The 26,593-nt window shown below is 58.7% G+C and carries 24 protein-coding genes and 1 pseudogene; 12 read left to right on the top strand and 13 right to left on the bottom strand.

Features of this window, described 5'->3' with window-relative positions; all coding sequences use genetic code 11:
• Positions 1-34 precede the first annotated feature (34 nt).
• From ASC97_RS10600 to ASC97_RS10555, 10 genes are all read right to left on the bottom strand, one after another.
• Complete coding sequence (locus ASC97_RS10600) at positions 35-373, bottom strand: cupin domain-containing protein (RefSeq protein ID WP_057468325.1); 339 nt, start codon at positions 371-373, stop codon at positions 35-37.
• 171 nt (positions 374-544) lie between these two features.
• Positions 545-2,059 carry a glycerol kinase GlpK gene (gene glpK, locus ASC97_RS10595; protein ID WP_057468324.1) on the bottom strand — a complete coding sequence of 505 codons (1,515 nt, stop codon included), beginning with the start codon at positions 2,057-2,059 and terminating at the stop codon, positions 545-547.
• Between the two features lie 152 nt (positions 2,060-2,211).
• Positions 2,212-3,936, bottom strand: a complete 1,725-nt coding sequence (locus tag ASC97_RS10590; RefSeq protein ID WP_057468323.1) for an ABC transporter substrate-binding protein — start codon at positions 3,934-3,936, stop codon at positions 2,212-2,214.
• A gap of 77 nt (positions 3,937-4,013) precedes the next feature.
• Complete coding sequence (locus ASC97_RS10585; protein ID WP_057468322.1) at positions 4,014-4,295, bottom strand: DUF2160 domain-containing protein; 282 nt, start codon at positions 4,293-4,295, stop codon at positions 4,014-4,016.
• Between the two features lie 16 nt (positions 4,296-4,311).
• Complete coding sequence (locus ASC97_RS10580) at positions 4,312-5,139, bottom strand: carbohydrate ABC transporter permease (protein ID WP_057468321.1); 828 nt, start codon at positions 5,137-5,139, stop codon at positions 4,312-4,314.
• A 14-nt stretch (positions 5,140-5,153) separates the two neighbouring features.
• Complete coding sequence (locus ASC97_RS10575) at positions 5,154-6,020, bottom strand: carbohydrate ABC transporter permease (protein ID WP_057468320.1); 867 nt, start codon at positions 6,018-6,020, stop codon at positions 5,154-5,156.
• A gap of 3 nt (positions 6,021-6,023) precedes the next feature.
• On the bottom strand, positions 6,024-7,094 hold the full coding sequence (locus ASC97_RS10570; protein ID WP_057468319.1) for an ABC transporter ATP-binding protein: 1,071 nt from the start codon (positions 7,092-7,094) through the stop codon (positions 6,024-6,026).
• Positions 7,095-7,105: 11 nt separating this feature from the next.
• Positions 7,106-8,182 (bottom strand): ABC transporter ATP-binding protein, encoded by a 1,077-nt coding sequence (locus tag ASC97_RS10565; RefSeq protein WP_057468318.1) that lies wholly within the window; start codon positions 8,180-8,182, stop codon positions 7,106-7,108.
• 46 nt (positions 8,183-8,228) lie between these two features.
• A complete protein-coding gene (glpD, locus tag ASC97_RS10560; RefSeq protein WP_057468317.1) occupies positions 8,229-9,746 on the bottom strand; it encodes a glycerol-3-phosphate dehydrogenase in 1,518 nt (505 codons plus the stop codon).
• A gap of 203 nt (positions 9,747-9,949) precedes the next feature.
• On the bottom strand, positions 9,950-10,756 hold the full coding sequence (locus ASC97_RS10555) for an AraC family transcriptional regulator (RefSeq protein WP_244481443.1): 807 nt from the start codon (positions 10,754-10,756) through the stop codon (positions 9,950-9,952).
• A gap of 128 nt (positions 10,757-10,884) precedes the next feature.
• Here ASC97_RS10555 and ASC97_RS10550 point away from each other — a divergent pair, with 128 nt between their 5' ends.
• Entirely contained in the window at positions 10,885-12,096 is a 1,212-nt protein-coding gene (locus ASC97_RS10550) for an MFS transporter (protein WP_057468315.1), read from the top strand.
• Between the two features lie 90 nt (positions 12,097-12,186).
• Here the strand turns inward: ASC97_RS10550 and ASC97_RS10545 are convergent, their stop codons facing one another.
• The gene (locus ASC97_RS10545; protein ID WP_057468314.1) at positions 12,187-12,954 is read right to left on the bottom strand and encodes an SDR family NAD(P)-dependent oxidoreductase; all 768 of its coding nucleotides are present in this window, start codon (positions 12,952-12,954) and stop codon (positions 12,187-12,189) included.
• Positions 12,955-14,121: 1,167 nt separating this feature from the next.
• Entirely contained in the window at positions 14,122-14,331 is a 210-nt protein-coding gene (locus ASC97_RS10535; protein WP_057468312.1) for a hypothetical protein, read from the bottom strand.
• Between the two features lie 206 nt (positions 14,332-14,537).
• On the opposite strand from ASC97_RS10535, the gene ASC97_RS10530 reads away from it, so the two are divergent.
• From ASC97_RS10530 to ASC97_RS10515, 5 genes are all read left to right on the top strand, one after another.
• Positions 14,538-14,783, top strand: coding sequence for a hypothetical protein (locus ASC97_RS10530; protein WP_057468311.1), 246 nt, complete (start codon positions 14,538-14,540; stop codon positions 14,781-14,783).
• Between the two features lie 584 nt (positions 14,784-15,367).
• Positions 15,368-15,511 (top strand): hypothetical protein, encoded by a 144-nt coding sequence (locus tag ASC97_RS34625; protein ID WP_200959456.1) that lies wholly within the window; start codon positions 15,368-15,370, stop codon positions 15,509-15,511.
• A 498-nt stretch (positions 15,512-16,009) separates the two neighbouring features.
• A complete protein-coding gene (locus tag ASC97_RS10525) occupies positions 16,010-16,522 on the top strand; it encodes a hypothetical protein (protein WP_057468310.1) in 513 nt (170 codons plus the stop codon).
• 502 nt (positions 16,523-17,024) lie between these two features.
• Complete coding sequence (locus ASC97_RS10520; protein WP_057468309.1) at positions 17,025-17,648, top strand: class I SAM-dependent methyltransferase; 624 nt, start codon at positions 17,025-17,027, stop codon at positions 17,646-17,648.
• 685 nt (positions 17,649-18,333) lie between these two features.
• Positions 18,334-20,775, top strand: a complete 2,442-nt coding sequence (locus ASC97_RS10515; protein ID WP_057468308.1) for an arylsulfatase — start codon at positions 18,334-18,336, stop codon at positions 20,773-20,775.
• 631 nt (positions 20,776-21,406) lie between these two features.
• Here ASC97_RS10515 and ASC97_RS35240 read toward each other — a convergent pair.
• Positions 21,407-21,529: pseudogene (locus ASC97_RS35240) on the bottom strand (ATP dependent DNA ligase); the annotation flags it as partial.
• A 335-nt stretch (positions 21,530-21,864) separates the two neighbouring features.
• Here ASC97_RS35240 and ASC97_RS34620 point away from each other — a divergent pair.
• From ASC97_RS34620 to istB, 6 genes are all read left to right on the top strand, one after another.
• A complete protein-coding gene (locus ASC97_RS34620) occupies positions 21,865-22,032 on the top strand; it encodes a hypothetical protein (RefSeq protein WP_200959455.1) in 168 nt (55 codons plus the stop codon).
• Positions 22,032-22,223, top strand: a complete 192-nt coding sequence (locus ASC97_RS10505; protein WP_057468306.1) for a hypothetical protein — start codon at positions 22,032-22,034, stop codon at positions 22,221-22,223. Before ASC97_RS34620 ends, ASC97_RS10505 begins: the two co-directional genes overlap by 1 nt.
• A gap of 64 nt (positions 22,224-22,287) precedes the next feature.
• Entirely contained in the window at positions 22,288-22,608 is a 321-nt protein-coding gene (locus ASC97_RS10500) for a hypothetical protein (protein WP_057468305.1), read from the top strand.
• Between the two features lie 290 nt (positions 22,609-22,898).
• Positions 22,899-23,546, top strand: coding sequence for an SOS response-associated peptidase (locus ASC97_RS10495; protein WP_057469308.1), 648 nt, complete (start codon positions 22,899-22,901; stop codon positions 23,544-23,546).
• A 589-nt stretch (positions 23,547-24,135) separates the two neighbouring features.
• Positions 24,136-25,650 carry an IS21 family transposase gene (istA, locus tag ASC97_RS10485; protein ID WP_057468303.1) on the top strand — a complete coding sequence of 505 codons (1,515 nt, stop codon included), beginning with the start codon at positions 24,136-24,138 and terminating at the stop codon, positions 25,648-25,650.
• Complete coding sequence (istB, locus tag ASC97_RS10480; protein WP_057468302.1) at positions 25,647-26,486, top strand: IS21-like element helper ATPase IstB; 840 nt, start codon at positions 25,647-25,649, stop codon at positions 26,484-26,486. Before istA ends, istB begins: the two co-directional genes overlap by 4 nt.
• Positions 26,487-26,593 lie beyond the last annotated feature (107 nt).

Genomic DNA, 26,593 nt, shown 5'->3' with positions numbered 1-26,593 from the left:
GGAGGCCTGTTTCCGGTCGCTCATGCGCAAGATTTCAGCCAAGGAATTCTGCGCGATGTGGCGTGAAGGTATCGATCAACCGTCCATTTTCCAGCGCCTTGACGCCATGCACAAGGTTGGAAGGGACGATGAAGCTTCCGCCTTCGACCAATATTTCGGTCTTGCCATCGATGGTAACCGCGAACCTGCCTTCCGCGACATAGCTCGCCTGGATATGGGGATGCGAATGCGCTGCCCCCACGGCATCCTTCTCGAAAACGACCTCGACCATCATCATTTCGGGCAGATAGGCCATGATGCGGCGGGTGACACCCGGCTCCGGATTTGTCCAATTCGCGCCCTCGGCCGATACGAACAGGTTGCTCGACGTCATTTTCATCTCCTCCGTCAGAGGCCCGATTGAAGCAACCGCATGCCGCTGTGGTCATATGCAATCGCCAATCGTCCTGCGCCGGTCAAGCCGAACTTTTGCTTTCGGCATCTCCCGGGGGGGACGCCAGACTGCGCCGTGAACGACAACGGTCGATATCCGGTCGCGCGAATGTCAGGAAATCTGGCTGCCGAACTGCGCTCCGGACAATGTGCGCGACACCGCGTTGCGCCAGCCAGCGATCTTGCTCTGGCGCACCTCGTCAGGCATCGACGGGAGAAAACGTCGGTTGCAATTCCATGCTTCTGCAAACTGACGCCGCCCCGGCCACACACCCGCCTTCGATCCCGCCAGCCAGGCGGCACCGAGCGCCGTCGTCTCGGGGACGGCGGACCGGTCGACGGGATTGGCGACGATGTCTGCGAGGCGTTGCATGGTCCAATCGGAAGCCGCCATGCCGCCGTCGACGCGCAGAACCGTTTCAATATGGTGGTCGCCCCAGTCCTTCCTCATCGCAACGAGAAGGTCCAGCGTCTGGTAGGCGACGGACTCGAGGACCGCATGCGCCAATTCCGCCGGGCCGCTGTTCCTTGTCAGGCCAAAGATCGCGCCCCGTGCTTCGGGATCCCAGTAGGGTGCCCCGAGACCGGTAAAGGCGGGCACGACGTAGACCTGCTGACCGGAATCGGCCTTCAGCGCCAGCGCGCCGCTTTCGGATGCCTGCGAAATGATGCCGAGCCCGTCGCGCAGCCATTGTACAGCTGCACCGGCTATGAAGATCGATCCTTCCAGAGCGTATGTGGTCTCGCCCTCCAGCCGGTAGGCGACGGTCGTCAGCATGCGGTTGGACGACATGACCCGATCGCGGCCGGTATTCAGCAAGGCGAAACAGCCCGTTCCGTATGTCGACTTTATCATGCCCGGGTCGAAGCAGGCGTTGCCGATGGTCGCGGCCTGCTGGTCCCCGGCAACGCCAAGGATCGGAATTGCCGCACCAAATATTCCAGCCTCTGTTGTTCCGAAATCGTCGGAACAATCCTTGATCGCCGGGAGGACTGACGCAGGTATCCGCAGGACACCGAGAAGCTCGTCGTCCCACTCGCCGTCCGCGATGTTGTAGAGCATGGTTCGGCATGCATTGGTGGCATCGGCGGCGTGAACCCGGCCGCCGGTCAGGTTGAAGATCAGCCAGCTGTCGATCGTGCCGAAGCACACGTCACCGGCCTCGGCGCTCTGCCGCAAGCCACCGATGTTGTCGAGCAGCCAGCGCAGTTTCGTTCCTGAGAAATAGGGATCGAGCAAAAGCCCTGTCTTCGCTCGGAACAGTTTCTCATAGCCGTCGGCTTTGAGGCTATCGCAGATTTCCGCTGTGCGCCGGTCCTGCCAGACGATCGCGTTGTGCAACGCCTGACCCGATTTGCGATCCCAGACGACAGTCGTTTCGCGCTGATTGGTAATGCCGATCGCAGCGATTGCGGCCGGTGCTATCCCGGCACGGGCTATTGCCTGCCGCGCCGTGCCAACGACGCTCTCCCAGATCTCGCGGGGATCATGCTCGACCCAACCCGGCTGAGGATAGTACTGTTTGATTTCTTCTTGCGCCGAAGCGACCATGCCCATCCCGGCATCGAAGACGATCGCGCGCGAGGAGGTCGTGCCCTGATCGATTGCGAGAATATAGCCGCTCATTTCCTGCCTCGACTGCAAAAGCATACCCCGCCGGCCGTCGAAGCGGCAGGTCGTGCGATGTGCATCTGAAATTTGGTGTGGGACCGGCGGACGCATTGTGCGCCGCCGGCGTCGCTATTGGCCGGGGCGATTGCCCCGGCCAACGCAGCCGATCAGTTCGACTGCCAGCTCTTGACCAGTTCGTCGTAGTTGACGGTAACAGGCTTTTCTTTCTCGTTCTCGATCTTCAGCTGCGGAGCAAGGTTGCCCTTTGCGACAGCGTCCTTGTTCCAGTATTCGAGATCGTGCTCTTCGGCGAGCTTGGGCCCGATGTCGCCCTGGACCTTGGCGCGTTCGAGGCGCTGCAGGACCTTTTCCTGTTCCGCGCAAAGCGAGTCCATGGCTTCCTGCGGCGTTTTTGCGCCGGACGAAGCATCGCCGATTGCCTGCCACCAAAGCTGAGCGAGCTTCGGATAGTCAGGAACATTGGTACCGGTCGGCGACCACTGGACGCGGGCGGGCGAACGATAGAACTCGATCAGGCCGCCGAGCTTCGGAGCGCGCTCCGTAAAGCTCTTGTCGCGAATGGTGGACTCGCGGATGAAGGTGAGGCCGACGTGGCTCTTCTTCACATCCACCGTCTTCGAGGTCACGAACTGCGCGTAGAGCCATGCGGCCTTGGCGCGATCGTCCGGCGTCGACTTCATCAGCGTCCAGGAACCGACGTCCTGATAGCCGAGCTTCATGCCGTCCTTCCAGTAGACGCCGTGCGGGCTGGGTGCCATGCGCCACTTCGGCGTGCCGTCCTCGTTGACGACCGGCAGCCCCTGCTTCACGGCATCGGCCGTGAAGGCCGTGTACCAGAAGATCTGCTGGGCGATATTGCCCTGCGCCGGAACCGGACCGGATTCCGAGAAGGTCATGCCGCCTGCTTCCGGCGGAGCGTAAGCCTTGATCCAATCGAGATACTTCTGGATCGAATAGACCGACGCCGGGCCGTTGGTGTCGCCGCCGCGCGCTACGCACGAGCCGACGGGACGGGAGTTCTCATCCACCTTGATGCCCCACTCGTCGACTGGAAGGCCGTTCGGAAGCCCCTTGTCGCCGTTGCCGGCCATCGAGAGCCAGGCATCGGTGAAGCGCCAGCCGAGCGACGGGTCCTTCTTGCCGTAGTCCATATGGCCGAAGACCTTCTTGCCGTCGATTTCGCGGCCCGTGAAGAATTCGGCGATGTCCTCGTACGCGGACCAGTTGACCGGAACGCCGAGATCGTAGCCGTACTTCGCCTTGAAGTCGGCCTTGTTCTTCGCGTCGTTGAACCAGTCGTAACGGAACCAGTAGAGGTTCGCGAACTGCTGGTCGGGAAGCTGGTAGAGCTTCTTGTCAGGTGCAGTCGTGAACTTCGTGCCGATGAAGTCGTTTATATCCAGGCCCGGATTGGTAACGTCCTTGCCTTCGTTCGCCATCCAGTCGGTCAGCGAGCGGGCCTGCTGGTAGCGCCAATGGGTGCCGATCAGGTCGCTGTCGTTGACGTAGGCGTCGTAGATGTTCTCGCCGGACTGCATCTGCGTCTGCAGCTTTTCGACGACGTCGCCTTCGCCGATCAGGTCATGGGTGATCTTGATGCCGGTGATCGCCGTGAAGGCGGGTGCCAGAACCTTCGATTCATATTCATGAGTGGTCAGCGTTTCGGAGACGACCTTGATATCCATGCCGGCAAATGGCTTGCCCGCATCGATGAACCATTGCATCTCCTTTTCCTGGTCAGCACGGGAGAGCGTCGAGAGATCGCCGACTTCCTTGTCCAGAAATGTTTTCGCTTCGTCCATGCCGGCATAGGCGGAGCCCGCCATGGCCAGCAAGATGCCTGCTGTTGTCGCTAGTAAATGCCTTCGCATAATATCCTCCCAGGGTTTGCGATTGCAGTCTTCACGTCAGGCGGCCAGTACCCCCGGCCATCTGTATCTTCCTGCCCTCAGACGTAGCGGAACACGCCGACGGCGTAGACTACGGCAAGGGCAAGAGCCCACCACAGGTTGGGCCCGACAAGGCCCAGCCATGCGAGATGGATGAACGCTGCACCGAGCAGCGATATGAAAAGCCGGTCTCCGCGCGTGGTTTCGAACCTGAGAACACCCACACGCGGAGAGCCTCCCGGCGCCAAATATTCCCAGATGCTCATGCCGATCAGCAGCATGAGGATCGTCAGGAAAAACAATGCGGTGGGCAGCGTCCACGCCATCCAGGAAAAGTTCATGAGTGGTCCTCCCTTGTCAGACGCGACCGAGCGCGAAGCCCTTGGCGATGTAGTTGCGCACGAAATAAATGACGAGCGCACCGGGAATGATGGTCAGGACGCCGGCCGCCGCCAGCACACCCCAGTCCATGCCCGAGGCGGAAACCGTGCGCGTCATGATCGCCGAGATCGGCTTTGCGGCGGTCGTCGTCAGCGTCCTGGCGAGCAGCAGTTCGACCCATGAGAACATGAAGCAGAAGAAGGCTGCGACGCCGACGCCCGATGCCACAAGCGGTATGAAGATCCTGACGAAGAAGCGCGGGAACGAGTAGCCGTCGATATAGGCAGTCTCGTCGATCTCCTTGGGCACGCCGGACATGAAACCTTCCAGGATCCAGACCGCCAGCGGCACGTTGAACAGGCAGTGGGCAAGCGCAACCGCAATGTGCGTATCGATCAGGCCAAATGCCGAGTAGAGCTGGAAGAATGGCAGCGCGAAGACGGCGGGCGGAGCCATCCGGTTCGTCAGCAGCCAGAAGAACAGATGCTTGTCGCCGAGAAAACGGTACCGCGAGAAGGCATAGGCCGCAGGCAGCGCCGCCAGCACCGAAATCACCGTGTTCATGACGACATAGGTGATCGAATTTATATAGCCGTTGTACCAGGACGGATCGGTGAAGATGACAGTGTAGTTCCGAAGCGTCGGGTTGAGTGGCCAGAGCGAGAAGGTGCCGGTGATCTCGGCATTCTCCTTGAAGCTCATGTTGACCAGCCAGTAGATCGGCAGCAGCAGGAAGATGATGTAGATCGTCGAAACGACCCAGGAGAAGTTGCCCGCAGGCTTGTATTTCATTGTCTGAGCCATGGTCCTCTCCTTTCTCACGCGTTCTCGTCGCCGATGGTCATCACGGTGTAGAATATCCATGAGAGCAGCAGGATGATCAGGAAGTAGATGATCGACATCGCGGCAGCCGGACCGAGATCGAACTGGCCGACCGCCATCTTGACCAGATCGATCGACAGGAACGTCGTGGAGTTGCCGGGGCCGCCGCCGGTGACGACGAAGGGTTCAGTGTAGATCATGAAGCTGTCCATGAAGCGCAGCAGGACGGCGATGAGCAGCACGCGCTTCATCTTCGGCAATTGAATGTAGCGGAAGACGGACCAGCGCGAGGCGCCATCGATCTTGGCTGCCTGGTAATAGGCGTCCGGGATCGAGACCAGCCCGGCGTAGCAAAGAAGCACCACAAGGCTCGTCCAGTGCCAGACATCCATGACGATCACGGTAATCCAGGCGTCGACCGGGTCACGGACATAATTGTAGTCGAGGCCGATCGCCTCGAGCGTATGCCCGAGCAGGCCGATGTCGACGCGCCCGAAGACCTGCCAGATCGTACCGACAACATTCCACGGAATGAGCAGCGGCAGTGCCATCAGGACGAGGCAGACAGGCACGCCGAGCCCCTTCTTCGGCATATTGAGAGCGATGAAGATGCCCAGCGGAATTTCGAGCGCCAGGATAATCAGCGAGAAAGCGAGGTTGCGCTGAAGTGCCGCCCAGAACCGATCGGAATGCAGCGTCTGTACGAACCAGTCCGTACCGGCCCAAAAGAATTCGTTGTTTCCGAACGTATCCTGCACCGAGTAGTTGACGACGGTCATCAGCGGAATGACTGCGGAGAAGGCGACGAGCAGCAGCACCGGCAATACCAGAAACCAGGCTTTGTTGTTCCAGGTCTTTTGCATGGCTCAGGCCTCCCTGCCGACGCGCCAGGAATTGGCGTAGATATTGATGGCTGCGGGATCGAAGGTGACGCGAGCGTCAGCGGGGATTTCCGCGTCTTCCGTCACGACGATGGCGAGTGGCTGTCCGGCAAAGCTTGCACGAACGATCTTCTGCCGGCCGATGTCCTCAACCCGGTTGATCGCGACCGGCATCCCCTCACGTCCGATCCGGATAAATTCCGGACGGATGCCGAGTTCCGTCTTCGCACCCGCTGCGACCTTCGGCGCATAATCGAGCGACAGCGTCTCGCTGCCGATCGTCACGACATTGCCGGCCAACGTCGCAGGAATGACGTTCATGCCCGGAGAGCCGATGAAGTAACCGACGAACGTGTGGCTCGGCCGCTCGAAGAGCTCGGCCGGCGTACCGATCTGCACGATCTCGCCCTCGTACATCACGACGACCTTGTCGGCGAACGTCAGTGCCTCGGTCTGGTCGTGCGTGACATAGACCATGGTGAAACCGAACTGCTTGTGAAGGCGCTTCAACTGCGAGCGCAAAACCCACTTCATGTGCGGGTCGATGACGGTCAACGGTTCATCGAACAGGATGGCGTTGACGTCGTTGCGCACCAGTCCGCGTCCGAGCGAAATCTTCTGCTTCTGGTCGGCGGTCAGGCCCTGGGCCTTGCGCTTCGCCATCCCCGCGAGATCGATCATCTCGAGGATTTCGCGAACGCGACGATCGACCTCAGGCTCGGCGACCCCGCGGTTGCGAAGCGGAAAGGCCAGATTGTCGTACACAGTCATCGTGTCGTAGATCACGGGAAACTGGAAAACCTGAGCGATGTTGCGCGCCTGCGTCGAAAGATTCGTCACATCGTTGCCGTCGAACAGGATGCGGCCATGCGACGGTTGCAGCAGACCGGAGATGATGTTGAGCAGCGTCGTCTTTCCGCAGCCGGACGGTCCGAGCAGTGCGTAAGCGCCGCCGTCGCGCCATTCGTGGTCGACTTCGCGAAGCGCGTAGTCTTTCTCCGATGCTGGGTTCGGACCGTAGGCGTGGCGGATGTGGTCGAGCGTGATGCGTGCCATGTCCCCGCCCCTTACGCTTGATTGCCGGTCGCGATCGCGCGGCCGTCGGTGTCAAAAGCCATCAGATGACGGGTGTCGAGAAATACCTCGACCTCCGTATCCGGATCGATGTCGTGAATACCGTGAGCAAGCATGACCCAGCGCACTCCGTCGTAGTCCAGGTGCACGAAGCTTTCCGAACCGGTGATCTCCGAGATCTGCGTGCGCGCCCGCAGCCTCGCCGCGTTTGGTGTCTGCGCCGAAAGCGCAAGGTGATGGGGGTGAAATGCCACGGTCACAGGCCCGTCTGCCATGCCGGCGAGATGGCTGGGCACCGAGAGTAGATCGGCACCTTGCCGCTGCAGGCTTCCGCCGGTTTTCACCACGTCAATGAAGTTGAGAGGCGGATCGGCAAAGGTCTTCGCCGTGATAAGATCGAAAGGGTTGCGATAGACGCTGATCGTCGACCCGAATTGCGTCACGCGCCCCTCTGATAGCGTCGCCGTATTGCCCCCAAGCAGTAGCGCCTCGGATGGCTCGGTGGTTGCATAGACGAAAATGGCACCGGATTGCGCGAATATCTTCGGCAGTTCCGCACGCAATTCCTCACGCAGTTTGTAGTCGAGGTTCGCCAATGGCTCATCCATGAGCACCAGGCTTGCATTCTTCACCAGCGCGCGGGCAAGCGCGGTGCGCTGTTGCTGGCCACCCGACAAATTAAGCGGCGTGCGGTCGAGATAAGGCGTCAGCCGCATCAGCTCTGCGGCTTTTCGGACCTCCTGATCGATTGTCGCGGCATCCTTGCCGGCAATCCGCATCGGCGAAGCAATGTTCTCGTAGACCGAAAAGGCCGGATAATTGATAAATTGCTGGTACACCATCGCCACGTTGCGCTTCTGCACCGGCACGCCAGTGACATCGACGCCGTCGAAATGGACGGAACCGCTTGTCGGGCGGTCGAGTCCGGCCATCAATCGCATCAGCGACGTCTTGCCGGAGAGCGTCGGCCCCAGCAGCACATTCAGCGTGCCTCGTTCAAAAGCAAGATTGGTCGCGTGGATGTGATACTCCCCGCCCACCATCTTTGCGGCGTTCCGCAATTCAAGCATTCCTGTTCCCGTGCCTCCTCAACAGCGGGGACGACATGGCGCACTCTTACCCGGCCATCTGTGCCGGTAGCGCAGCCATGTACTCCTCCAATAGCGCGGCCTGTTCCTTCGTCAGACGCAGGCCGTCCTTCGTTCTCCGCCAGAGCACGTCTTCTGCGCGCCTGGCCCATTCGTGATTGATCAGATAGCGAACCTCTGCCTCGTAAAGATCGCTGCCGAAACAGCGCCCGAGGTCTTCCACGCTGCGTGCCTGCCCCAGCAGAACCGCAGCCTTTGTACCGTAGCGTCGAACCAGCCGGCGCGCGTGCGCATCTCCGAGGAAGGGGTAGCTACCCTTCAGCTTGCCGACTTCAGCTTCATATCCCCGTGCAGCAAAATCGCCGCCCGGCAGATGGCTTGTCGCCGTCCAGGGCGCGCCTTTCTCGCCGATGGCACCCCCGATCTTTTCCAGCGCGTGCTCGGAGAGCCGCCGGTAGGTCGTCAATTTGCCGCCGAAGACATTGAGAAGCGGGGCAGTGCCGCCCTCGCCTTCCACTTTCAGTACATAGTCGCGGGTCGCTTCCTGCGCCTTCGACGCGCCGTCGTCGAAAAGCGGCCGCACGGCCGAATAGGTCCAGACGATATCATCCGGCCGCACCGGTTCCTTGAAGTATTCGCTTGCCGCATTGCACAGATAGGTCGTCTCCTCGTCGGAGATCTTCACGTCCTTCGGATCGGCGGTGTAGTCGCGATCCGTCGTGCCGATGAGTGTGAAATCCTGCTCATAGGGGATGGCGAAAATGATCCGATTGTCCGGATTCTGAAAGAAGTAGGCCCGCGGATCGTCGAACTTCTTCTTCACGACGATATGGCTGCCCTGGACGAGCCGGACGTGATGCGCCTCGTTCTGTCCGAATGCCGCGCGAATGACGTGATCGACCCAGGGACCTGCGGCGTTGACCAGCATGCGAGCCTGAAAGGTCTGAACCTGCCCGGTTCCCGCATCGACCGTCTCGATTGACCAAAGCCCGTCCTCGCGATGGGCGGAGACCACTTTCGTCCTCGGCATGATCTGAGCCCCGCGATCGGCCGCGTCGCGTGCGTTGAGCACGACCATGCGAGCGTCGTCCACCCAGCCGTCAGAGTATTCGAAGGCCTTCGTGAACAGCGCCTTCAAGGGCTGTGCAGCCTTGTCCCGGCGCATATCGAGCACGGCAGTCGGCGGCAGAAGCTTGCGGCCACCAAGGTAATCGTAGAGAAAAAGCCCGAGGCGGATCAGCCATGCCGGGCGAATACCGCCCTTGTGATAGGGCAGGACGAAACGCATCGGCCAGATGATATGCGGCGCCATCGCCCAGAGAATTTCACGCTCCATCAACGATTCGCGCACCAAACGAAACTCGTAGTGCTCCAGATAACGCAAACCGCCGTGAATGAGCTTGGTCGCGCCGGAAGACGTACCGGAGGCAAAATCGTTCATCTCGGCCAGTGCAACGGAATAACCGCGACCGACGGCGTCACGCGCGATTCCGCAGCCGTTGATGCCGCCACCGATAACAAAAATATCGTGAATCTGACGGCCCACGTTCCCCCTCCGAGCCAGAAATGCCGCACCGCAAAAATACTGAGCGATTGCGAAAGTGAGTACACTTAAAACGAAGATTAAGCGAATGTCAAACGAATGCTCCTCGAATTCGAAGCTGCGACGCGTCGTCGCTGCACGAAACAACGATCGCACCTCGTCAGGCGCGTTCGCGGACGTCCACGAAAAGGGCGATGACTATGATTTCATGACGGATCGGGCGACCTGAAATAAGCCCGGGGAGCGGCGCCCAGCATGCGCCTGAACATGGTCGTGAAGGCGGCAACGCTGTCATAACCAAGATCGAGCGCAACGGCCGTCACCGACTCGCCGCCGGCAAGGCGGGGCAAGGCAGTGAACACCGTCGCCTGCTGCCGCCATGCTGAAAGGCTCAGGCCGGTCTCGCTTCGAAACGCTCGGGTGAACGCGCGTCGGCTCATCGCCAGTCGCTGCGCCCAATCGTCGATCACCAGCCGTGCGCTGGGGTTTTCCATGAAGCTGCGGCAAAGCGCGGCCAGGCGACGGTCGGCAGGAAACGGCAGTCCCAGGGGGCGGTCCGGCAGCCTCAGCACCTCTTCCAGGAGCAGCGCCATGATAAGCCTTTGCCGGTGGGATCCATCGGCACCTTCTTGGGGCGCGACCGCTTCCACGATCAGGGCGCGTGCAAGGTCCGTCAGCGCCATGACACGCATGGCCGACGGTCCCGCGGCCGATGCACCGGGCGCGATATACGCCGATAGCATTGTGACGTCGCCCAGCATGTCGACGGTATGCTCAAGACCTGCGGGAATCCAGAGCGCGTGCTCCGGCGGCACCATCCACCGACCTTGTCTGGATGAAACCATGAGGACCCCGGCGCGGGCGTAGACGAACTGCGCGCGGCTGTGGCTGTGGGCTTCGACGTGATAGCCGGCTGGGTATTCCGAGGGGATTGCATAGACGGGCTCCGACGCGGCCTCGATGGCGGCCAATCGCTCCAGATGGAGCTTTGACAATTCGCTCATCGATTGCATCTGCCGCGTCTTCATCTCGTTTTGGCCCACTCGCGAAACAACAAGACCAAAACACGAAAGCGGGACGGCAGCAAGTCGTCTATCCCGAGATCGTCAAACGACGGAGTAAAATCGTGACAAACAGTGCAATGACGGCAGAGAGGCACTCTGCGGAACAGACAGTCTTCGGCATCATCATGGCGGTGAGCTTCTGCCACCTTCTCAACGACACCATGCAGTCGTTGATCCCTGCCCTCTATCCGATGATCAAGGACACCTACAGGCTCGATTTCACCCAGATCGGCTTCCTCGGCCTCGTGTTTCAAGTCACTGCGTCGCTCTTGCAGCCCCTTATCGGCATCTACACCGACAAGCGACCCCTGCCTTACTCCCTTTCCATCGGAATGGGTTTCACCCTGATCGGCCTCGTCCTTCTTGCCTATGCGCATGCCTATTGGGTGCTGCTGATCGGCGCCGGCGTCATCGGCCTCGGTTCAGCGGTGTTTCATCCCGAATCCTCGCGCGTTGCACGTCTGGCCTCCGGCGGCCGTCACGGCCTTGCGCAATCACTGTTCCAGGTGGGCGGAAACTTCGGATCGGCGATCGGCCCGTTGCTCGCAGCCTTCATCGTCCTGCCGCGCGGCCAGCACAGCGTTGCCTGGTTCTCGCTCGCGGCACTCACGGGCATGATCATTCTGTGGCGCGTCGGCGCATGGTATGCGAACCACCGCAAGGCAAGCGCGGGTCGCAAAGGTGCGGTCGATGCCGTGCCACTGCCGCGCCGGAAGGTGATCATGGCAATCGCCGTGCTGGCGGTGCTGGTCTTCTCGAAATACGTCTACATGACGAGCCTTTCGAGCTACTACACCTTCTATATGATCGAGCGGTTCCACGTTTCCGTCCAGGAAGCGCAGATTCTGCTCTTCGTGTTCCTCGGTGCGGTTGCCATCGGCACCGTGGCGGGCGGACCGATCGTTGACTGGTTCGGCACAAAATTCGTGATCTGGTTCTCGATTCTCGGCGCGCTGCCCTTTACGCTTGCCCTGCCCTATGCTGACTACACTTGGACCATATTGCTCACCTTCCTGATCGGCGTGATCCTGGCTTCGGCGTTTTCGGCAATCGTCGTCTTCGCGCAGGAATTGGTGCCCGGCCGCGTCGGCATGATTGCCGGGCTGTTCTTCGGCTTTGCTTTCGGTATCGGCGGCATCGGAGCGGCTGGCCTCGGCATGGTAGCGGACCGGATGGGCATCGAGTTCGTCTACCGCATCTGCTCGTATCTTCCGCTGCTCGGCTTGTTGACCATTTTCCTGCCGGATATCGGCAAAGGCCGCCGCCACGCAACGAAGACCGCCAAGTAAGGAAGATCGGCGCCCGACTGAGGCGCCGCGGAACGAGATGGGCCGAGGCTCGCGCCTCGGCCTATTTTACGCCCGACAGCGCGTCTTTCGCTAGATTGCCGTGAAGCCGTTGTCGACGAACAGGTGGGCACCGTTGACGAAGATCGACTCGTCGCTGGCCAGATAGAGCGCTGCCCGCGCCACGTCCTCTGGCTCGCCGATGCGCCCCTGCTGCGCGGCGATTGCGGCATCCGAGACATCCACGCCCAGCGCCTGCAGCTCGCTCACCTCTCGCAGACCGTGCGGCGTACGGATAAAGCCTGGGCAAACAGCATTGCAGCGGACGTTGCGGTCTCGGAACTCGACGCCGATGGCCCGGGCAAACATGTGAACCGCGCCCTTGGTGGTGTCGTAAAGGACTTCCATCGGTGTCGCAGCAACGGCGGAGATCGAAGAGGTGCAGACGATGGAGCCGCCGCCAGCAGCGATCATGCCGGGCAGCACGGCCCGTGTCACCAGGAACATCGAACGCACGTTGACCGCATGCAGCCATTCCCACTCCTCGAGGGTGGTCTCCAGGAAAGGCTTGATGACGATCGTCCCCGCATGATTGAAAAGAACCGTCACCGGGCCGAACCGGCCCTCGACGCCTTTGACCGCATCGATGACGGCCGCCTCGTCCGACACGTCGGCAACCCAGTGGTCGGCAACGCCCCCCGCATCCCGGATCGCTTGTACCGTCTCCCGCGCCGCCGGCTCATTGCGGTCGATAATCGCCACCTTGGCGCCTTCGGCCGCAAACAGTCGGGATGCTGCACCGCCCATGCCGGTCGCTCCGCCGGAGATAATGGCAATCTTGCCCTTCAGTCTGTCCACCATGTCCTACCCTCACCCGTTGGCTTTCAGTGCCGCCCCCTTCCGGGAGGAAGGTTTCACGGCTCTGCCAAGTGTTGAAGTGAGTGCGAGACAATGTCCAGTGCGGGAAAACAAGAGCGGCGCAATACACGGTTCCCCGCGCCGCTCGATCGCGTGTCGTCACAACCGAACCATCGTCGCCAAAGTTTATTCGTCTTCGCCGAAGCGTAAAAAAATCCCTTGCTTTTGTTCCCGCTTAGGCCACCCGTAGGAGCGTCGTCGTTTCCATTTGGTCTCGACCGGAGCAAGGAGGCTACTATGGCAAAGGGTCAAGTTAGAAGTAATCGCGAAACGCGAAAGCCGAAGAAAGACAAGTCGGCGGCTGCGCCTCACGCAACGCAGGGTGCTCAGGTTAAGCAGGCAAGCAGCTCGCTTACACTTGGAAAAAAAGACAAGTAAGGGCGCTCGAAAAACAGCCCCGCTGACCGAAATCAACGGGGCGCCAGAAACATCATGTCTCCGGGTCCGGCAACCGGACGCACCGTATGCATCATATCTCAGGTTGCATCTCAACCCCCGCAATTTAAGGCATTGCATATGCCAAAACTGCAGCCGCGACGGGCTTGCCGTGCGTCCGCTGTCTGGAGAAATGAGTCGCACTAGGTCGGAATGGCAGAAGAAGTCCCGCGCGCGGATGTACTATGTCTGCTGACGGCGAATCGAGGAAGGCAATAGCTATGGGAATTGAGGAAGGCAAACGGGCGCCTCGGCCGAACGGCTGGGGCACGAAGGCCGTACTTTTGCTGGCAATGGTCTTGGCAGTCATCACGGCTGTTGGTGGCTTTATCGCTGTGTATAAGGCGGTATTCGTCTATCCAGTCCAGTAGCAATTGATCAGCTCAACCACGCAAATCGCGCGTTGCGGAACAATAATCCCCCCGAAAACGTTTTCCTAAAGGCGATGGAGGTTGCCGGAGGAGGATATCATGAGCGATCGCGCTGTTGGTTTTTTGGTAGCCGTTGAACTGTCTGCCCTCATCTGGGCGCTGGTGCTTGTTTTGGCTGCCTCAGCGTTGTGAGTCGCCGGCCAAACGGGGAGGATTGACCAATCAACATTGCCCGACGGGGCCCCCTCGGGCGACCCAGCCGATCTCGAGGGGGCTTATCCCTCGCCCGACCGATGCGGCCCCTTCAAGTTCCCTGCTTCTCCCGGGAGAGTCCCTGCTTCTCACCAGCGCTCTTGCCATCCGAGCTTTTCGACCGCTCCTCAAAGCGGTCTGCACCCTTCGCCAGGTCCGATCCCTTTTGAGCCTCTACTTTTCTTTCGTCTTTTGCAGCGCTTTTTCGCAGCCCGCGCGCCGACTGCCTGCCTTTTTCGTTCGCGGCTTGCTCGATACCCATTTGATTTTCTCCATCTGCGTTATCGTAGGTCAACGGTTAAGCAATGGGTTCGTTCCGCCGTATCGTAGCACGGACGCGAAGCAGATATTTGGCATCCATACCGACGACGCTTCACACCGTCAAAACGCAACTGATGCTCTTGAATCTTCTTCCGAAAAAACCAAAATATCTGCCATTACATACATTGCAGAGGAGGTTGAGGAGAAATGACTCGGCGATTTCATCGGCATGACGAGCCGCTGACATCGGAAGATCTGGCAAAATGTCAGGTGGTCCTTGAAGCCTTCTGTCACGACAACGACGTCTCGCTGCCGTCGGAGGAGGCTATCCGTGTTGGAGCGATTATTATCGAGATGTACCAGCAGGGCATCCGAGATGCGAACCACCTGCGAATCCTTGTGGATGCAGCCCGTGGCGTCGTTCAAAAACAAGGAACCAAGCGTCAGAGCTAATCGTTATTGACCGCATCCCGGATGCCAAAAGCCCCGCCAACACCGCGGGGCTTTTTTTGACATCGCTGTTCAGTGGGTATGAGCCGAGGGGGCGGTCGGACGGCATACCTTTCGAACATACTCCGACAAAATAGGGTCGCCAGCCAGGCACTCCTGAAACCTCTTCTCGTCCAGTTGGCCGAGTCGATAGGCTTCGAGAAGAATTCTTTGTTCATTAGTCAGTGCGGGGAGATGCACTGTAGCCGGCGCGGCGTGTCGCACTCCCTCCGATGCCTGGGGGATGCTTTTCGTTGTCTTTTCAGACTCGGGTTTATGGGATGACATGGCGGTTCCTCCTTCCAAGGGAAGAACGGCGTACCCGGTTATCCAGTTCCGCTTTGCCTTTGCGTGCACTTCGCCTGCCTTGATAGGTGTCCTGGTCGCTGTCGCAAGCGGTCTTCCGAGCTTCCGGCGCGTCGCAACCTCGTCGAGCCAAATCCATCGATTTGGTTGTAGCGGTTCGCCTTGCCATTGCCGATGATTTGAAGGAGTATCGTGCCTCTGGCCCTTGAGGCCCGGGCAGTCTCCAATGATAGGACAATGCCATGCCTCTGAAATATCTCTTGGCCACAGTCGCGATAGCGCTTTTGACGCTTTCGGGCTGCGCAACCACCAGCCAGGAAAACACAACCTACGCAACCCCTGCAGGGATGGGCCCGGTTCGCGGCACCGGCAACAACTTTTACTAGCTCCTGTCGCTTTCCGATGTCGGAATGAAGGCAGTCAATCTCCGACGCTATCGGTGTTCCACTATTCCTCTCTCATGGGCAGCACTGTGTCCGGTACGGCTCGAATTGAAACGGCAGAGGGGTCAGCCTTCCGCGCTGACGTTGGCGGAGATCGGTGGCATTTGCTCGTGACTTTGCTAATATGGCGTTCATGGCAACCGAACGGTGCGGCTTAAGTAGGACGTAACGGGGACCGACCTGATGGGACGGATTTCGATGCCACAGGTAGGGAAGCCACAAGGCTCTCTGGAGGCAACACCTTTGGCTTCCCTTCCGCTATTCCTGCGAGGAGGCCGTGATCGGCAGGATGCGGAGGGGCGTCCAAAAGTCGTGCGCCTGCTCTCCTCCGTTCTCGTAGCGAGCCCGGCAAACAGTTGAAGCTGATCGGACATGATCTCGATTTTTTAAGGTGTCTCACTGTAGAGATCGTCCACAGGGCCCCTTATTGAGGAAATCTCCGTGAAATTGTTCGACTGGCTGACAGGATATAAACCGGCGCCGCATGGCGTGGACCGCCAATCGGCGGCAGCGCTTCGTAACGATCTTCTCACCATCAATAGAAAGACTGCGCCGTTCGTCATTCGGGACGGCAGGCCGGAAGGCGTTGATCTCGTCGCCGAATGGAAGATCGTTGATGCGCACTGGTACGAGCTATTTGCCAAAGCTGGGTTACAAAGGGTGTTCAAGGTGTTGCTGAAATTCGATGCTGCCAATTGCGACGTTCGCGCCGTCGATCAGGAATGGTCTGTCGAATGGCGCGCCGGCATCCCAACGCTTGCCCTGAGTGCCGATGCGTTTCGCGGTCGAAAGTGGGAAAAGAGCTTTGACGTGGCCTTCGCCTTCAAGGAGGATTTGTCATATGGCAAGGTTTACGAGTATCGCTTCAATACCAGCGAAATAAAAACTCCCCTCGTTGACGCCGCACATCGGGCCGGCTGGGGCTGGAGAGGCGTGGCGTTCGGAAAGCTATGAGCTAAGCCGCGCCACCCCGCCGTCCTCGATTCCGGCGAGGTCAACGACAATGGCCTCGTCGATATGCCTTCTGAGTGACGCGATGACTTATCCGGTTCGATACAACAACAACCTATACCTTGGCTTGAGTTCAGTGAGCGAAAAACAGCCAAAAGATTGAGCTAAATCATTATGTTAACAATCTTGGCGCCCCCTGCAGGGTAGTCAGGAATCGCAGTTTTCCAAGCAAAATCAATAAAAATCGCACCGAGTGAGGGGAAATTACGTGCAATTGATTTCGTTGATTCTTTTTACCCCAGTGCCCTCACTTTTTTCCTCGTTGGGCAAACACGAGCTGGGGGGTAAAACCCTGGACCGTTTACACACATCCCCCCGATTTGCGATCGGTCGCCTCAATGTCAGCTGAGTAGGCCGGTTTGCGCCAGTGGCGACACCTTCATAAAATCGTGTGGAAGGAACCCATAAGACTACAGTTCGATTCGGCCGTTGGGAGGAGATGACGATGACTGACTTCGATGCGCAAACTCACTGGGAAACCGTCTACAAATCAAAGGGCGAGGCAGATGTGAGCTGGTTCGAAGAAACGCCCGCACTGTCAATCAAGCTACTGCAAACGGCTGGCTTGGCGTCCGGCATGGCCGTTATAGATGTGGGCGGGGGAGCCTCGCGCCTCGTCGATGCACTGGCACAGTCTGATAACCTGGAGATCACAGTGCTCGATCTTTCTGCTGCCGCTCTTGAGCGGGCTAGAGCGAGAATATCGAACGCCCATGGAGTAAAATGGATCGTCTCAAATGTCACTGCGTGGATGCCCGACAAAAAATACGACCTCTGGCACGACAGGGCGGCCTTCCATTTCCTGACCTCAACCGAGGAGCGAAGTGCCTACGTCAGTGTGATGGGTGAAACGCTAAAGGAGAGCGGAAAAGCCATCATAGGTACGTTTGCCGCTGATGGACCTGAGAAGTGCAGTGGCTTACCGGTCACGAGATACGAGCCGGACGAACTGGCTTCAATCCTCTCTCCAAAATTCCGATTGCTGACTACAGAGCGACACCAGCATCACACGCCTTGGGATTCGGTCCAAAACTTTCAGTTCAGCATCTTCGAGAAGGTAGAAGAGTAGTCCGCTCAGGGCGGCCCAATGGCCATCACGAACATTCAGCTTGGGAAGCTATGCTTAATTGGCCCATATCAAGCACCTTAAAGTAAAACTGCGGATTTTCTGTTGGAGATTGCTGAATAAGATCAAAGAGGGTGTAAAACGCTGTAGCCTACACTTCGGCCGCGTACTCATTTGGGAAGCTTGAAGATCGGGTAAGGTCCGGCGGACTTTTGAAGCCATAGTCCTGCGCGCGAGGCAAGCGACATCGTCGATCCTGTGGACGAGGCCGTCGTCGCGTCTGCCCTGATAGTTGATGAAGAAGGAGGAGCTGCGCCCTACCCGCCTTCACACGCTCTACTCCTTCCGCCACAGGTTTCAGGATCGCATCGAGAATGCCGGCGTTTCCGATCGCATGCAGGCTGATTTGATGGGTCATGAGTTCGGCCGGCCGGAGGCGAACCGAGACGGACTTAGTGCCCCATGTGGGACACACGGCATTGATCGGCGTTTTTGCTGTACACCGGGCCCGCTATCATACATTCTTATCTGCGGTTGCAAGCGTCCTGGGAGGGAAGCGCTACCAACGATTGCTCATGCTCATTCTGGCCAGACCGATTCGGGTTCCGACCTCTGTGCTTTCACGAGCGAATATTGGTTCTGTATTTCTTGTTAGACGCTGCTCTGCTTAGCCAAGTGGAGGGATTTCATGCGTCGCCATAGTGTTTTGCACATCTCTCGTAGCGTCCTTGCCGCCCTGGGTTTTACGGCGTTGACTGGATTTGGCTGCCCGACGGCATTCGCCCAAACCGCGATTGGCGCGCCGGGGGCCAGCATTACCCTCGACGGCAAACAACTTCCGCCGCCTACACCGAACTTCGGCGGTGTAATCAAGGAAAAGGCCTCAGAATCACAGCCTTGGTGGGCTCCACGCGTCGTGCCACCAAAGGGTGCGCCGAACGTGCTGCTAATCATGACTGATGACCAGGGATATGGTGCCCCAAGCACCTTCGGCGGAGTCATTCCTACGCCTGCAATGGATCGCATCGCGAACCAGGGATTGCGCTTTACCAATTTTCACTCGACCTCGCTCTGTTCGCCGACACGGGCGGCTTTGATCACGGGACGAAACCATCATTCGGTCGGTTTCGGAGTGGTCGGCGAAATAGCGACAGGCTATCCGGGCTACGATTCGATCATCCCGGTTGAAAAAGGTACCATCGGCACAATCCTCAGGGAGAACGGCTACGCGACGTCGTGGTTCGGCAAGGATCACAACACTCCTTCCTATCAGTCGAGCCAAGCAGGTCCGTTCAACCAATGGCCGAACGGAATGGGCTTTGAATATTTCTATGGCTTCGTCGGCGGCGATGCCAGTCAGTGGCAGCCCAACCTCTACAGGAACACGACGGCCATCTATCCGTTCGAGGGCCATCCGGGATGGAACATGGAAACCGCGATGGCCGACGAAGCCATCCAGTACATGAAGCAGTTGAAGGAAATCGCGCCCGGCAAGCCCTGGCTCGTCTACTACGTACCGGGTGCTACACACGCGCCGCATCATCCGACCCCGGAATGGGTCGAGAAGATCAGCGACATGCATCTCTTCGACGACGGGTGGAACAAGTTGCGAGAGACGATTTTCGCCAACCAGAAGCGGCTGGGCATCATGCCCGAGAACGCCCAACTGACGCCGTGGCCGAAAGAGCTGCCGCAATGGGATAGTTTGAGCTTCGAAGAGAGAAAACTCTTCATCAAGCAGGCGGATGTCTACGGCGCTTACCTTTCCTATGCCGACAACGAGATCGGTCGGGTTATTCAGGCGGTCGACGACCTTGGCGAACTGGACAATACCCTGGTCATTTATATCGGCGGCGACAACGGCGCGAGCGCCGAAGGCATGCTCAACGGCACGCCGAACGAATTCACGACCTTCAACGGTGTATCCGTGCCGGTCAAAGACCAGTTCCTTTGGTATCCTTTCTGGGGCTCGGAGCGGACGTTCCCGCATTTTGCGGCAGGGTGGGCCTGGGCGATGGACACACCGTTCAAGTGGGTGAAACAGGTGCCGTCGCATTTCGGCGGAACCTCTCAAGGGGTGGCGATGTCGTGGCCCGGTCACATCACCGACCTGGGTGGCATCCGCCGCCAGTTCTCACATGTGATCGACATCGTTCCGACAATTCTCGAAGCCACCGGCATTCCGGCACCAGAGACGATCAACGGCATCGCGCAGAAGCCGGTCGAAGGGGTGAGCATGATGTATGCGTGGGACAAGGCAAACGCCAATACCTCCACCCGACACACGACGCAATACTTCGAGATGCTTGGCAATCGCGCCATTTACGATAATGACTGGGTGGCGGCGACGACGCCCGCAACCCGACCCTGGGAACTAAGCACCGCGACGCCGCCTGATGTCATCACCGGTTACAACTGGGAACTCTACAACGTCAAAGACGACCCGACCCAGTTCAACGATCTTGCCGCCAAGATGCCCGACAAGCTCAAGCAGATGCAGGACCTCTTCTATTCCGAGGCGAAGAAGTACGACGTACTGCCGCTCGACAATTCGACGCTTTCCCGTTGGAACACGCCGCGCCCCAACCTGACGGCCGGACGGACCGAGTTCACCTATTCGGGGGCATTGAGCGGTGTACCGCTGAGCGCCGCACCGAGCGTCCTCAACAAGTCCTATACGATCACGGCCGAGGTCGAGATACCTGATGGCGGTGCGGATGGCATGATCGTCACCGAGGGCGGACGGTTCGGCGGCTACGGCCTGTTCCTCAGCAAAGGCGACTTCGGCGTCGGCAGGGGCAAGGTCGTGTTTCTCTACAACCTTCTCGACCTGAAGCGCACGACGTGGGAGGGGCCGGAACTGGAACCGGGCAAGCACCAGATCGTCTTCGAGTTCAAGTCCGATGGTCCGGGCCTCGGCAAGGGCGGCAGCGGCGTCCTGTCGGTGGACGGCCAGCAGGTGGCGACAAACTCAGTTGAACACACGACGCCCATCACATTTCCGGAGGACGAAAGCTTCGACGTCGGCCAGGATACGCGCACAGGGGTCGCTCTGGTCGAGTATCGCTACGACGCTCCGTTCAAGTTCTCCGGCAAGATCGACAAGCTGACGTTCAAGCTCGGACAATAATGGTCTGGAACAATGGGTGCAAATGCCAGACTACTGCTATCGGTAACGGGCGTAGTCGAAGCGGCTACGGGAATGACATTGCTGCTGGCTCCCGCGCTCTTAATCGAAGTGCTCCTCGGGGCCGAGCCAGGCACGCATGCCGGTATGACGGTCGCCCGTGTCGCCGGAGCAGCGGTACTGAGCTTGTCCGTCGCGTGCTGGCTTGCGCGAGATGACCTGGCAGGCAAGGCTACCAAGGGATTGGTGCGAGCGATGCTGTTATATAATTTCGCCGTGGTGGCAATACTCATACTTGAGTGGTTTCGCCACGGCATCGGTGGGATCGCTTTGTGGCCCGTCGTTGCGGCCCACTTCGCGCTGGGCGTTTGGTGTGGGGTGTGCTGCTTGGGGTCCACCCGCATTTCAGACGGTTAGCGATACCGTCCAACGTTGTCAGCTACATCGAACCAACCCCGTCTCATCCAGTAATTACCAGAAAAGCGCAGGCAAGAGAGGATGGCGAAAACTTAACCGTCCAATGGTTGGTGTGACTCCATGCCGGAGTACGGCATGCGGGCCATATCAATGAGTTGCGAAAATGTGAGGCAGTGCGAGCTTGCGCTGAAACGTAATGCTTTTGAGATCGCCTGTCTCACTCAATCTCATAAACCGCCGCATTGTCCTGCACTTCGCGCAGCCCTTTATAGGACGCATGCCGCAGTTTTCCGTCATGGGTCCATGCCCGATATTCGATCTCAGCAATGAGCGTCGGTTCGCCTGACGGCGGTCTTCGTTGCGATCAGTAGCTGCATGAGCGGGCGTTATTCGGCCTGAAGCCGTCCGCACAAGCGGGGTTCACGGAATTTCTCGGTTGGTATTGAAAATCGGCGCGATTTGAATTGTGCGCGGGCGTGCACGCCGACGTAATCGTGGTTAGACCGATCAGCGATCCGGCTATGATAATTGCTCGCAGCCTCCTCATCTTTGTCTCCTTGCCATCCAACTTCATACATGCCCGGCGAATCTTTTTCGTCCAGTGACCACATAATGTTCGTCTTGACTCTTTCTCACAAAATGAGAACATAAAGAGAACAGATACGAGGTTCGCACATGACAAGGACAGAGGAAGTCATCGCAAACGCATTGGCCGTCGTAGCCGCGTGCCGTGCTGAACGCGAACGCGATGCCGAGCGCCGGAAGCAAGTTTTCGGTAGGATCGACATTGGTCGCCCGCTGCCGGTGATCAAGGGTATGCAGCTGAGCTTGGACCTTCACTGATGCTGCCCATGAAGAAAGAAGACGTCGATTTCGAAGTGCAGGCTGCGCTTGCCTGGCACGATGATGACGTGCATGCCACCATTGCTACGCTGCTCGAGGACATCCGGCATCTGCGCCAACAGCTCGCACTGGCGGAAGGCGCTATGAGCCGTGGCATGACCCGCGGATGGGTACCGCGCTTCGATCGATGATCGCTCGGTAGATCGCCATCCACGCCTAACAGTCAACCATCTGAACAAGCGTCGGACCATTCCAGTGCCTGAAATGAACGAGAGCAAGAAGCTGAGCCGTTGGTCATTGACGAACGCGGCAGAGGCCGGTCAGGTGATTGTCGTGACCTGTCATCATTGCCGGATCACGCATCGCTATCTGCCGCAAGACCTGCTGCAGTTTCGCGACGACGTCAGCCTTGATCGGCTGTCCAGACATTTCAGGTGTGAGCGGTGCGGAAACGGCCGCTATATCGTGCTCAAGGTCCACGATCCGTTCGGAGCGGACTTCGGCAATCTGCCGATACGCCGTCTGGAAAAGGTTCAGATCAAGAAGGTACCCGTCTGGAAGGATGGCGTCCTATGAGTCGTCTAAGTGCCCCTTCCCGCTTTATGCTGTCGACGACGCACCCACATCAGGTGGCCCTGTTTTGGGACGACATCAGCTATGTCGAGCGTGGCCCGATCATGTCTGAGGCAACGAGGCTCGATCGAGCACACCGCTCGTACTATGCAAGCCTTTACGGCCAAAGCTATCTCGTATTTTCTTTTTCCGCGCGCCAGACTGCGCTGGAATTCAGGGCGCTCTTCAAGGGCGAGATCATCGATCCAACCGACGTCGACCGACTTGGGGATTGGCGACCAACGGAGACCAGCATGTGCAACCTCTACCGCATGACCTCAAATCAGGAGGCCATTCGACAGTTCACAAGAGCTATGATCGATGCCTCCGGCAATCTGGAGCCGACGGTAGAAGTCTACCCGGATCGACCAGGGCCGGTGGTAAGAAACACGCCGGATGGCCGCGAGATAGCCATGTTGCATTGGGGCATGCCGTCGCCACCGTTTGTCGCCGGTGGCAAGCCCGATACGGGTGTCACCAACATTCGTCGCGTGGACTCTCCGCATTGGCGAGGCTGGTTGCGCCCGGAGAACCGCTGCGTGGTGCCATGGACTGAGTTCTGCGAATGGGAAGACACCAAGCCCAGGAAGACAAAACGCTGGTTTGCCCTCAACGAGGATAAGCCACTGGCTTTCTTTGCCGGCATTTGGACCAATTGGAGCGGCGAGCGAGGGTCTGTAAGGACGCCACGCTCAGGAAGCCATCAACTCTTCGGCTTCCTGACATGCGAGCCGAACTCCGTGGTCGCCTCGATCCATCCAAAAGCCATGCCCGTCATCCTCACGAACGAAGAAGAGATCGAACTCTGGATGACCGCGCCATGGGACGAAGCAAAGAAATTGCAGCGACCATTGCCTGACGACCAGATAGTTCTGCTGCCGGTCGAAGAGATGGCCTCATGAGCAATGACGGGCGCATACGGCTGCCGGCGCAATGATCCACGTCGAACATCTATGCTCCATGGCTGGCTGCATGAAGTGGGGAGGTTTAGGCTTCACGTCGGCCGCCAGCGTCGAAACGCGCTGGTGGTGCTGGGAGCATTATCCGTACAAGAAGCCGACCAGCATCGCTCGTTAATGAGGCGTCGGCCTCCCATACCGGCGGGCTGACATCAATGGTTCATATACTGGCATTATCACCCTCCCTGGGAGGTTTAAATGTGCGGTGATCGCTCTCGTGCTGCGCGACAATCAGGATGAGAATGCGCGTCAATCAAGATGAGAATCTGTCAGCCCTGTTGGAACGTAGGGAGGGCGTAGCCCGACCGGAGTTCCACTCAGGATCGAACAGCCCCTTGCGGCTACCGGANTGCTGCGCGACAATCAGGATGAGAATGCGCGTCAATCAAGATGAGAATCTGTCAGCCCTGTTGGAACGTAGGGAGGGCGTAGCCCGACCGGAGTTCCAGCAGGGCTGACGGCGAGATTTTTCGGCTCGTTTGTGTATCGCGGCCGGCCCAGTATCGAGGTGTAATCCTGAGAGGAGCACCGATTGCCGGGTCGCCATGTAAACGATCATCAAATGAGGCTTTTTATGAAGTTGCGTCAGACGCATTCGATCACCGTTGCGGCCGCCAAATCCTCCATAAGCGTTGCCACAGCCTACCGCCTTGATAGCGATGCCAGGCTACCATCCCAAAAGAAGCCGGCCCGTGAGCGGCGGCGTCCCGATCCACTCGTCGACATCTTCGACGACGAAGTCGTGCCGATCCTGAAGTCCTCGCCAGGTATTCGATCTGTGGCCCTGTACGAGGAGATGCTGCGGCGGCATCCGGAACTCGGGCAGGGAATTCGGCGGACTTTGGAACGGCGGATCAGCGCATGGCGGGCAATACATGGCCAAGAACAGGAGGTTATCTTTCGGCAGGTTCATGAGCCAGGAAGGCTTGGACTATCCGACTTCACCGATATGGACAGCATTGGCGTTCGCGTCGCCGGTGCGCCGCTTGATCATCTTCTTTATCACTTTCGTCTTGTCTGGTCCGGCTTTGAGCATGCGCACGTCATTTTGGGCGGAGAGAGTTTTGTCGCCCTGGCGGAAGGTTTGCAGAATGCTTTGTGGTCGGTGGGTGGGGCACCATTGAACCACCGAACGGATAGCCTCTCTGCTGCTTTCCGCAATCTCGACAACGACGCAAAGCGGGATTTGACGCAACGCTACGAGCAGCTCTGCGAGCACTACCTGATGACGCCGACGCGCAACAATAAGGGTATCGCCCATGAGAACGGCTCGATCGAAAGCTCCCATGGCCATCTCAAGAGTGCGATCAAAGACGCACTCTTGATGCGAGGTTCAAATGATTTCGACGACCTCGACAGCTATCGCAGCTTCATCGATGAGATTATCGGCCGTCGCAATGCGCTGAAGGGCAAGCGAACCGATGTGGAACGAACGCATTTGCAACGTTTGCCGCAGAGACGAACGACCGATTTCGAAGAGATCGTTCTGCGTGTCGCGCGCACGGGGGGCTTTACGTTGCGCAAAGTCTTCTACACCGTTCCTTCCCGACTGATCGGACACACGCTGCGCATTCGCCTTTTCGACGATCGCCTTGATCTGTTTGTCGGCGGAACACCATTGATGACGCTGCCGCGAGGGCGCGCTCACTCCAGTGGCAAGCATAGTCAGATCGTCGACTATCGGCATGTGATTCATTCGCTGCGCCGCAAACCCATGGCTCTGCTCGGCCTTGTTTATCGCGATCAGCTCTTTCCACGGCAATCGTATCGGCAGACCTTCGACCTCTTGATTGAACGGATGCCGGAGAAGCAGGCGTGCAAGTTGATGGTCGAGCTCCTCGCACTTGCGCATGACCGCGGTTGCGAGGCTGAACTCGCCGACCACCTTCAGCTCGGTCTCGACGCCGGTAAACTGCCGAACATGCAGCGCCTGAACGCACTGTTTGCTCCCGATCCGGCCGCGATACCCGGTGTCGTCGTCCAACTGGCTCCTCTTTCCAGCTACGAAGTCCTGCTCGCATCAAACGAGATGGGAGATGCAGCATGAAGAATAGCAGCTCCGTCGACGCCGCACGCCTTTCCCTGCTGCTCAATGAACTCCGCCTGCCAGCGATCAAGGTTCTGTGGCCGCAATTTGCTGAACAGGCCGACAAGGAAGGCTGGCCAGCAGCGCGCTTCCTTTCGGCCATCGCCGAGCACGAGCTCTCAGAACGAGACCGGCGCAGGATTGAACGTCATCTCGCTGAGGCAAGGCTGCCGCCCGGAAAGACCATCGACAGCTTCGACTTCGATACCGTGCCAATGATCTCGAAAGCCCAAGTCATGGCGATCACCGCCGGCGACACATGGATCGCAAAGGGAGCCAATGTCTTGATGTTCGGCCCACCTGGCGGCGGCAAGAGCCATTTGGCTGCCGCGATCGGGCTGGCACTTGTTGAGAACGGTTGGCGAGTTCTCTTCACGCGCACGACCGAGCTGGTTCAAAAGCTGCAGGTCGCTCGCCGCGAACTTCAACTGGAATCCGCGATCAACAAGCTCGAAAGATTTGATCTGCTCATTCTCGATGATCTCGCTTACGTCACCAAGGATCAGGCCGAAACCAGCGTTCTGTTTGAACTGATCTCCGCACGATACGAGCGCAAATCCATGCTGATTACGGCAAACCAGCCGTTTGGAGAATGGAACCGTGTATTCCCGGATCCGGCGATGACGCTCGCAGCGGTGGACCGGCTTGTTCATCACGCAACGATCTTCGAGATGAACGTCGAAAGTTACAGGCGTCGCTCTGCCATGGAGGCAAAACGCCAACGTGGAAGGCCGTCCCCATACGCGACAATCAACAACACAAACGAGATTGTCGCGGAGCGTCAATCAGACCAATGAATGACGCTTGCGAGCGTCAATCAAACAGATAAACTCACCCAGCCAGCGACACACAGGATTCTCATCCAGATTGTCGCGCGCCTCTCATCCAGATCGCCGCGCTATAG

Source organism: Rhizobium sp. Root1203 (genome assembly GCF_001424945.1).
GTDB lineage: Bacteria > Pseudomonadota > Alphaproteobacteria > Rhizobiales > Rhizobiaceae > Rhizobium.
This window is presented reverse-complemented; position numbering and strand designations above follow the sequence as displayed.

What these genes read in the sequence shown, in the direction of transcription:
- ASC97_RS10600 (WP_057468325.1), bottom strand. Translation starts at nt 373, where the DNA reads ATGACGTCGAGCAACCTGTTCGTATCGGCCGAGGGCGCGAATTGGACA.
- glpK (WP_057468324.1), bottom strand. Translation starts at nt 2,059, where the DNA reads ATGAGCGGCTATATTCTCGCAATCGATCAGGGCACGACCTCCTCGCGC.
- ASC97_RS10590 (WP_057468323.1), bottom strand. Translation starts at nt 3,936, where the DNA reads ATGCGAAGGCATTTACTAGCGACAACAGCAGGCATCTTGCTGGCCATG.
- ASC97_RS10585 (WP_057468322.1), bottom strand. Translation starts at nt 4,295, where the DNA reads ATGAACTTTTCCTGGATGGCGTGGACGCTGCCCACCGCATTGTTTTTC.
- ASC97_RS10580 (WP_057468321.1), bottom strand. Translation starts at nt 5,139, where the DNA reads ATGGCTCAGACAATGAAATACAAGCCTGCGGGCAACTTCTCCTGGGTC.
- ASC97_RS10575 (WP_057468320.1), bottom strand. Translation starts at nt 6,020, where the DNA reads ATGCAAAAGACCTGGAACAACAAAGCCTGGTTTCTGGTATTGCCGGTG.
- ASC97_RS10570 (WP_057468319.1), bottom strand. Translation starts at nt 7,094, where the DNA reads ATGGCACGCATCACGCTCGACCACATCCGCCACGCCTACGGTCCGAAC.
- ASC97_RS10565 (WP_057468318.1), bottom strand. Translation starts at nt 8,182, where the DNA reads ATGCTTGAATTGCGGAACGCCGCAAAGATGGTGGGCGGGGAGTATCAC.
- ASC97_RS10555 (WP_244481443.1), bottom strand. Translation starts at nt 10,756, where the DNA reads ATGCAATCGATGAGCGAATTGTCAAAGCTCCATCTGGAGCGATTGGCC.
- ASC97_RS10550 (WP_057468315.1), top strand. Translation starts at nt 10,885, where the DNA reads ATGACGGCAGAGAGGCACTCTGCGGAACAGACAGTCTTCGGCATCATC.
- ASC97_RS10545 (WP_057468314.1), bottom strand. Translation starts at nt 12,954, where the DNA reads ATGGTGGACAGACTGAAGGGCAAGATTGCCATTATCTCCGGCGGAGCG.
- ASC97_RS10535 (WP_057468312.1), bottom strand. Translation starts at nt 14,331, where the DNA reads ATGGGTATCGAGCAAGCCGCGAACGAAAAAGGCAGGCAGTCGGCGCGC.
- ASC97_RS10530 (WP_057468311.1), top strand. Translation starts at nt 14,538, where the DNA reads ATGACTCGGCGATTTCATCGGCATGACGAGCCGCTGACATCGGAAGAT.
- ASC97_RS34625 (WP_200959456.1), top strand. Translation starts at nt 15,368, where the DNA reads ATGCCTCTGAAATATCTCTTGGCCACAGTCGCGATAGCGCTTTTGACG.
- ASC97_RS10520 (WP_057468309.1), top strand. Translation starts at nt 17,025, where the DNA reads ATGACTGACTTCGATGCGCAAACTCACTGGGAAACCGTCTACAAATCA.
- ASC97_RS10515 (WP_057468308.1), top strand. Translation starts at nt 18,334, where the DNA reads ATGCGTCGCCATAGTGTTTTGCACATCTCTCGTAGCGTCCTTGCCGCC.
- ASC97_RS34620 (WP_200959455.1), top strand. Translation starts at nt 21,865, where the DNA reads ATGACAAGGACAGAGGAAGTCATCGCAAACGCATTGGCCGTCGTAGCC.
- ASC97_RS10505 (WP_057468306.1), top strand. Translation starts at nt 22,032, where the DNA reads ATGCTGCCCATGAAGAAAGAAGACGTCGATTTCGAAGTGCAGGCTGCG.
- ASC97_RS10495 (WP_057469308.1), top strand. Translation starts at nt 22,899, where the DNA reads ATGTGCAACCTCTACCGCATGACCTCAAATCAGGAGGCCATTCGACAG.
- istB (WP_057468302.1), top strand. Translation starts at nt 25,647, where the DNA reads ATGAAGAATAGCAGCTCCGTCGACGCCGCACGCCTTTCCCTGCTGCTC.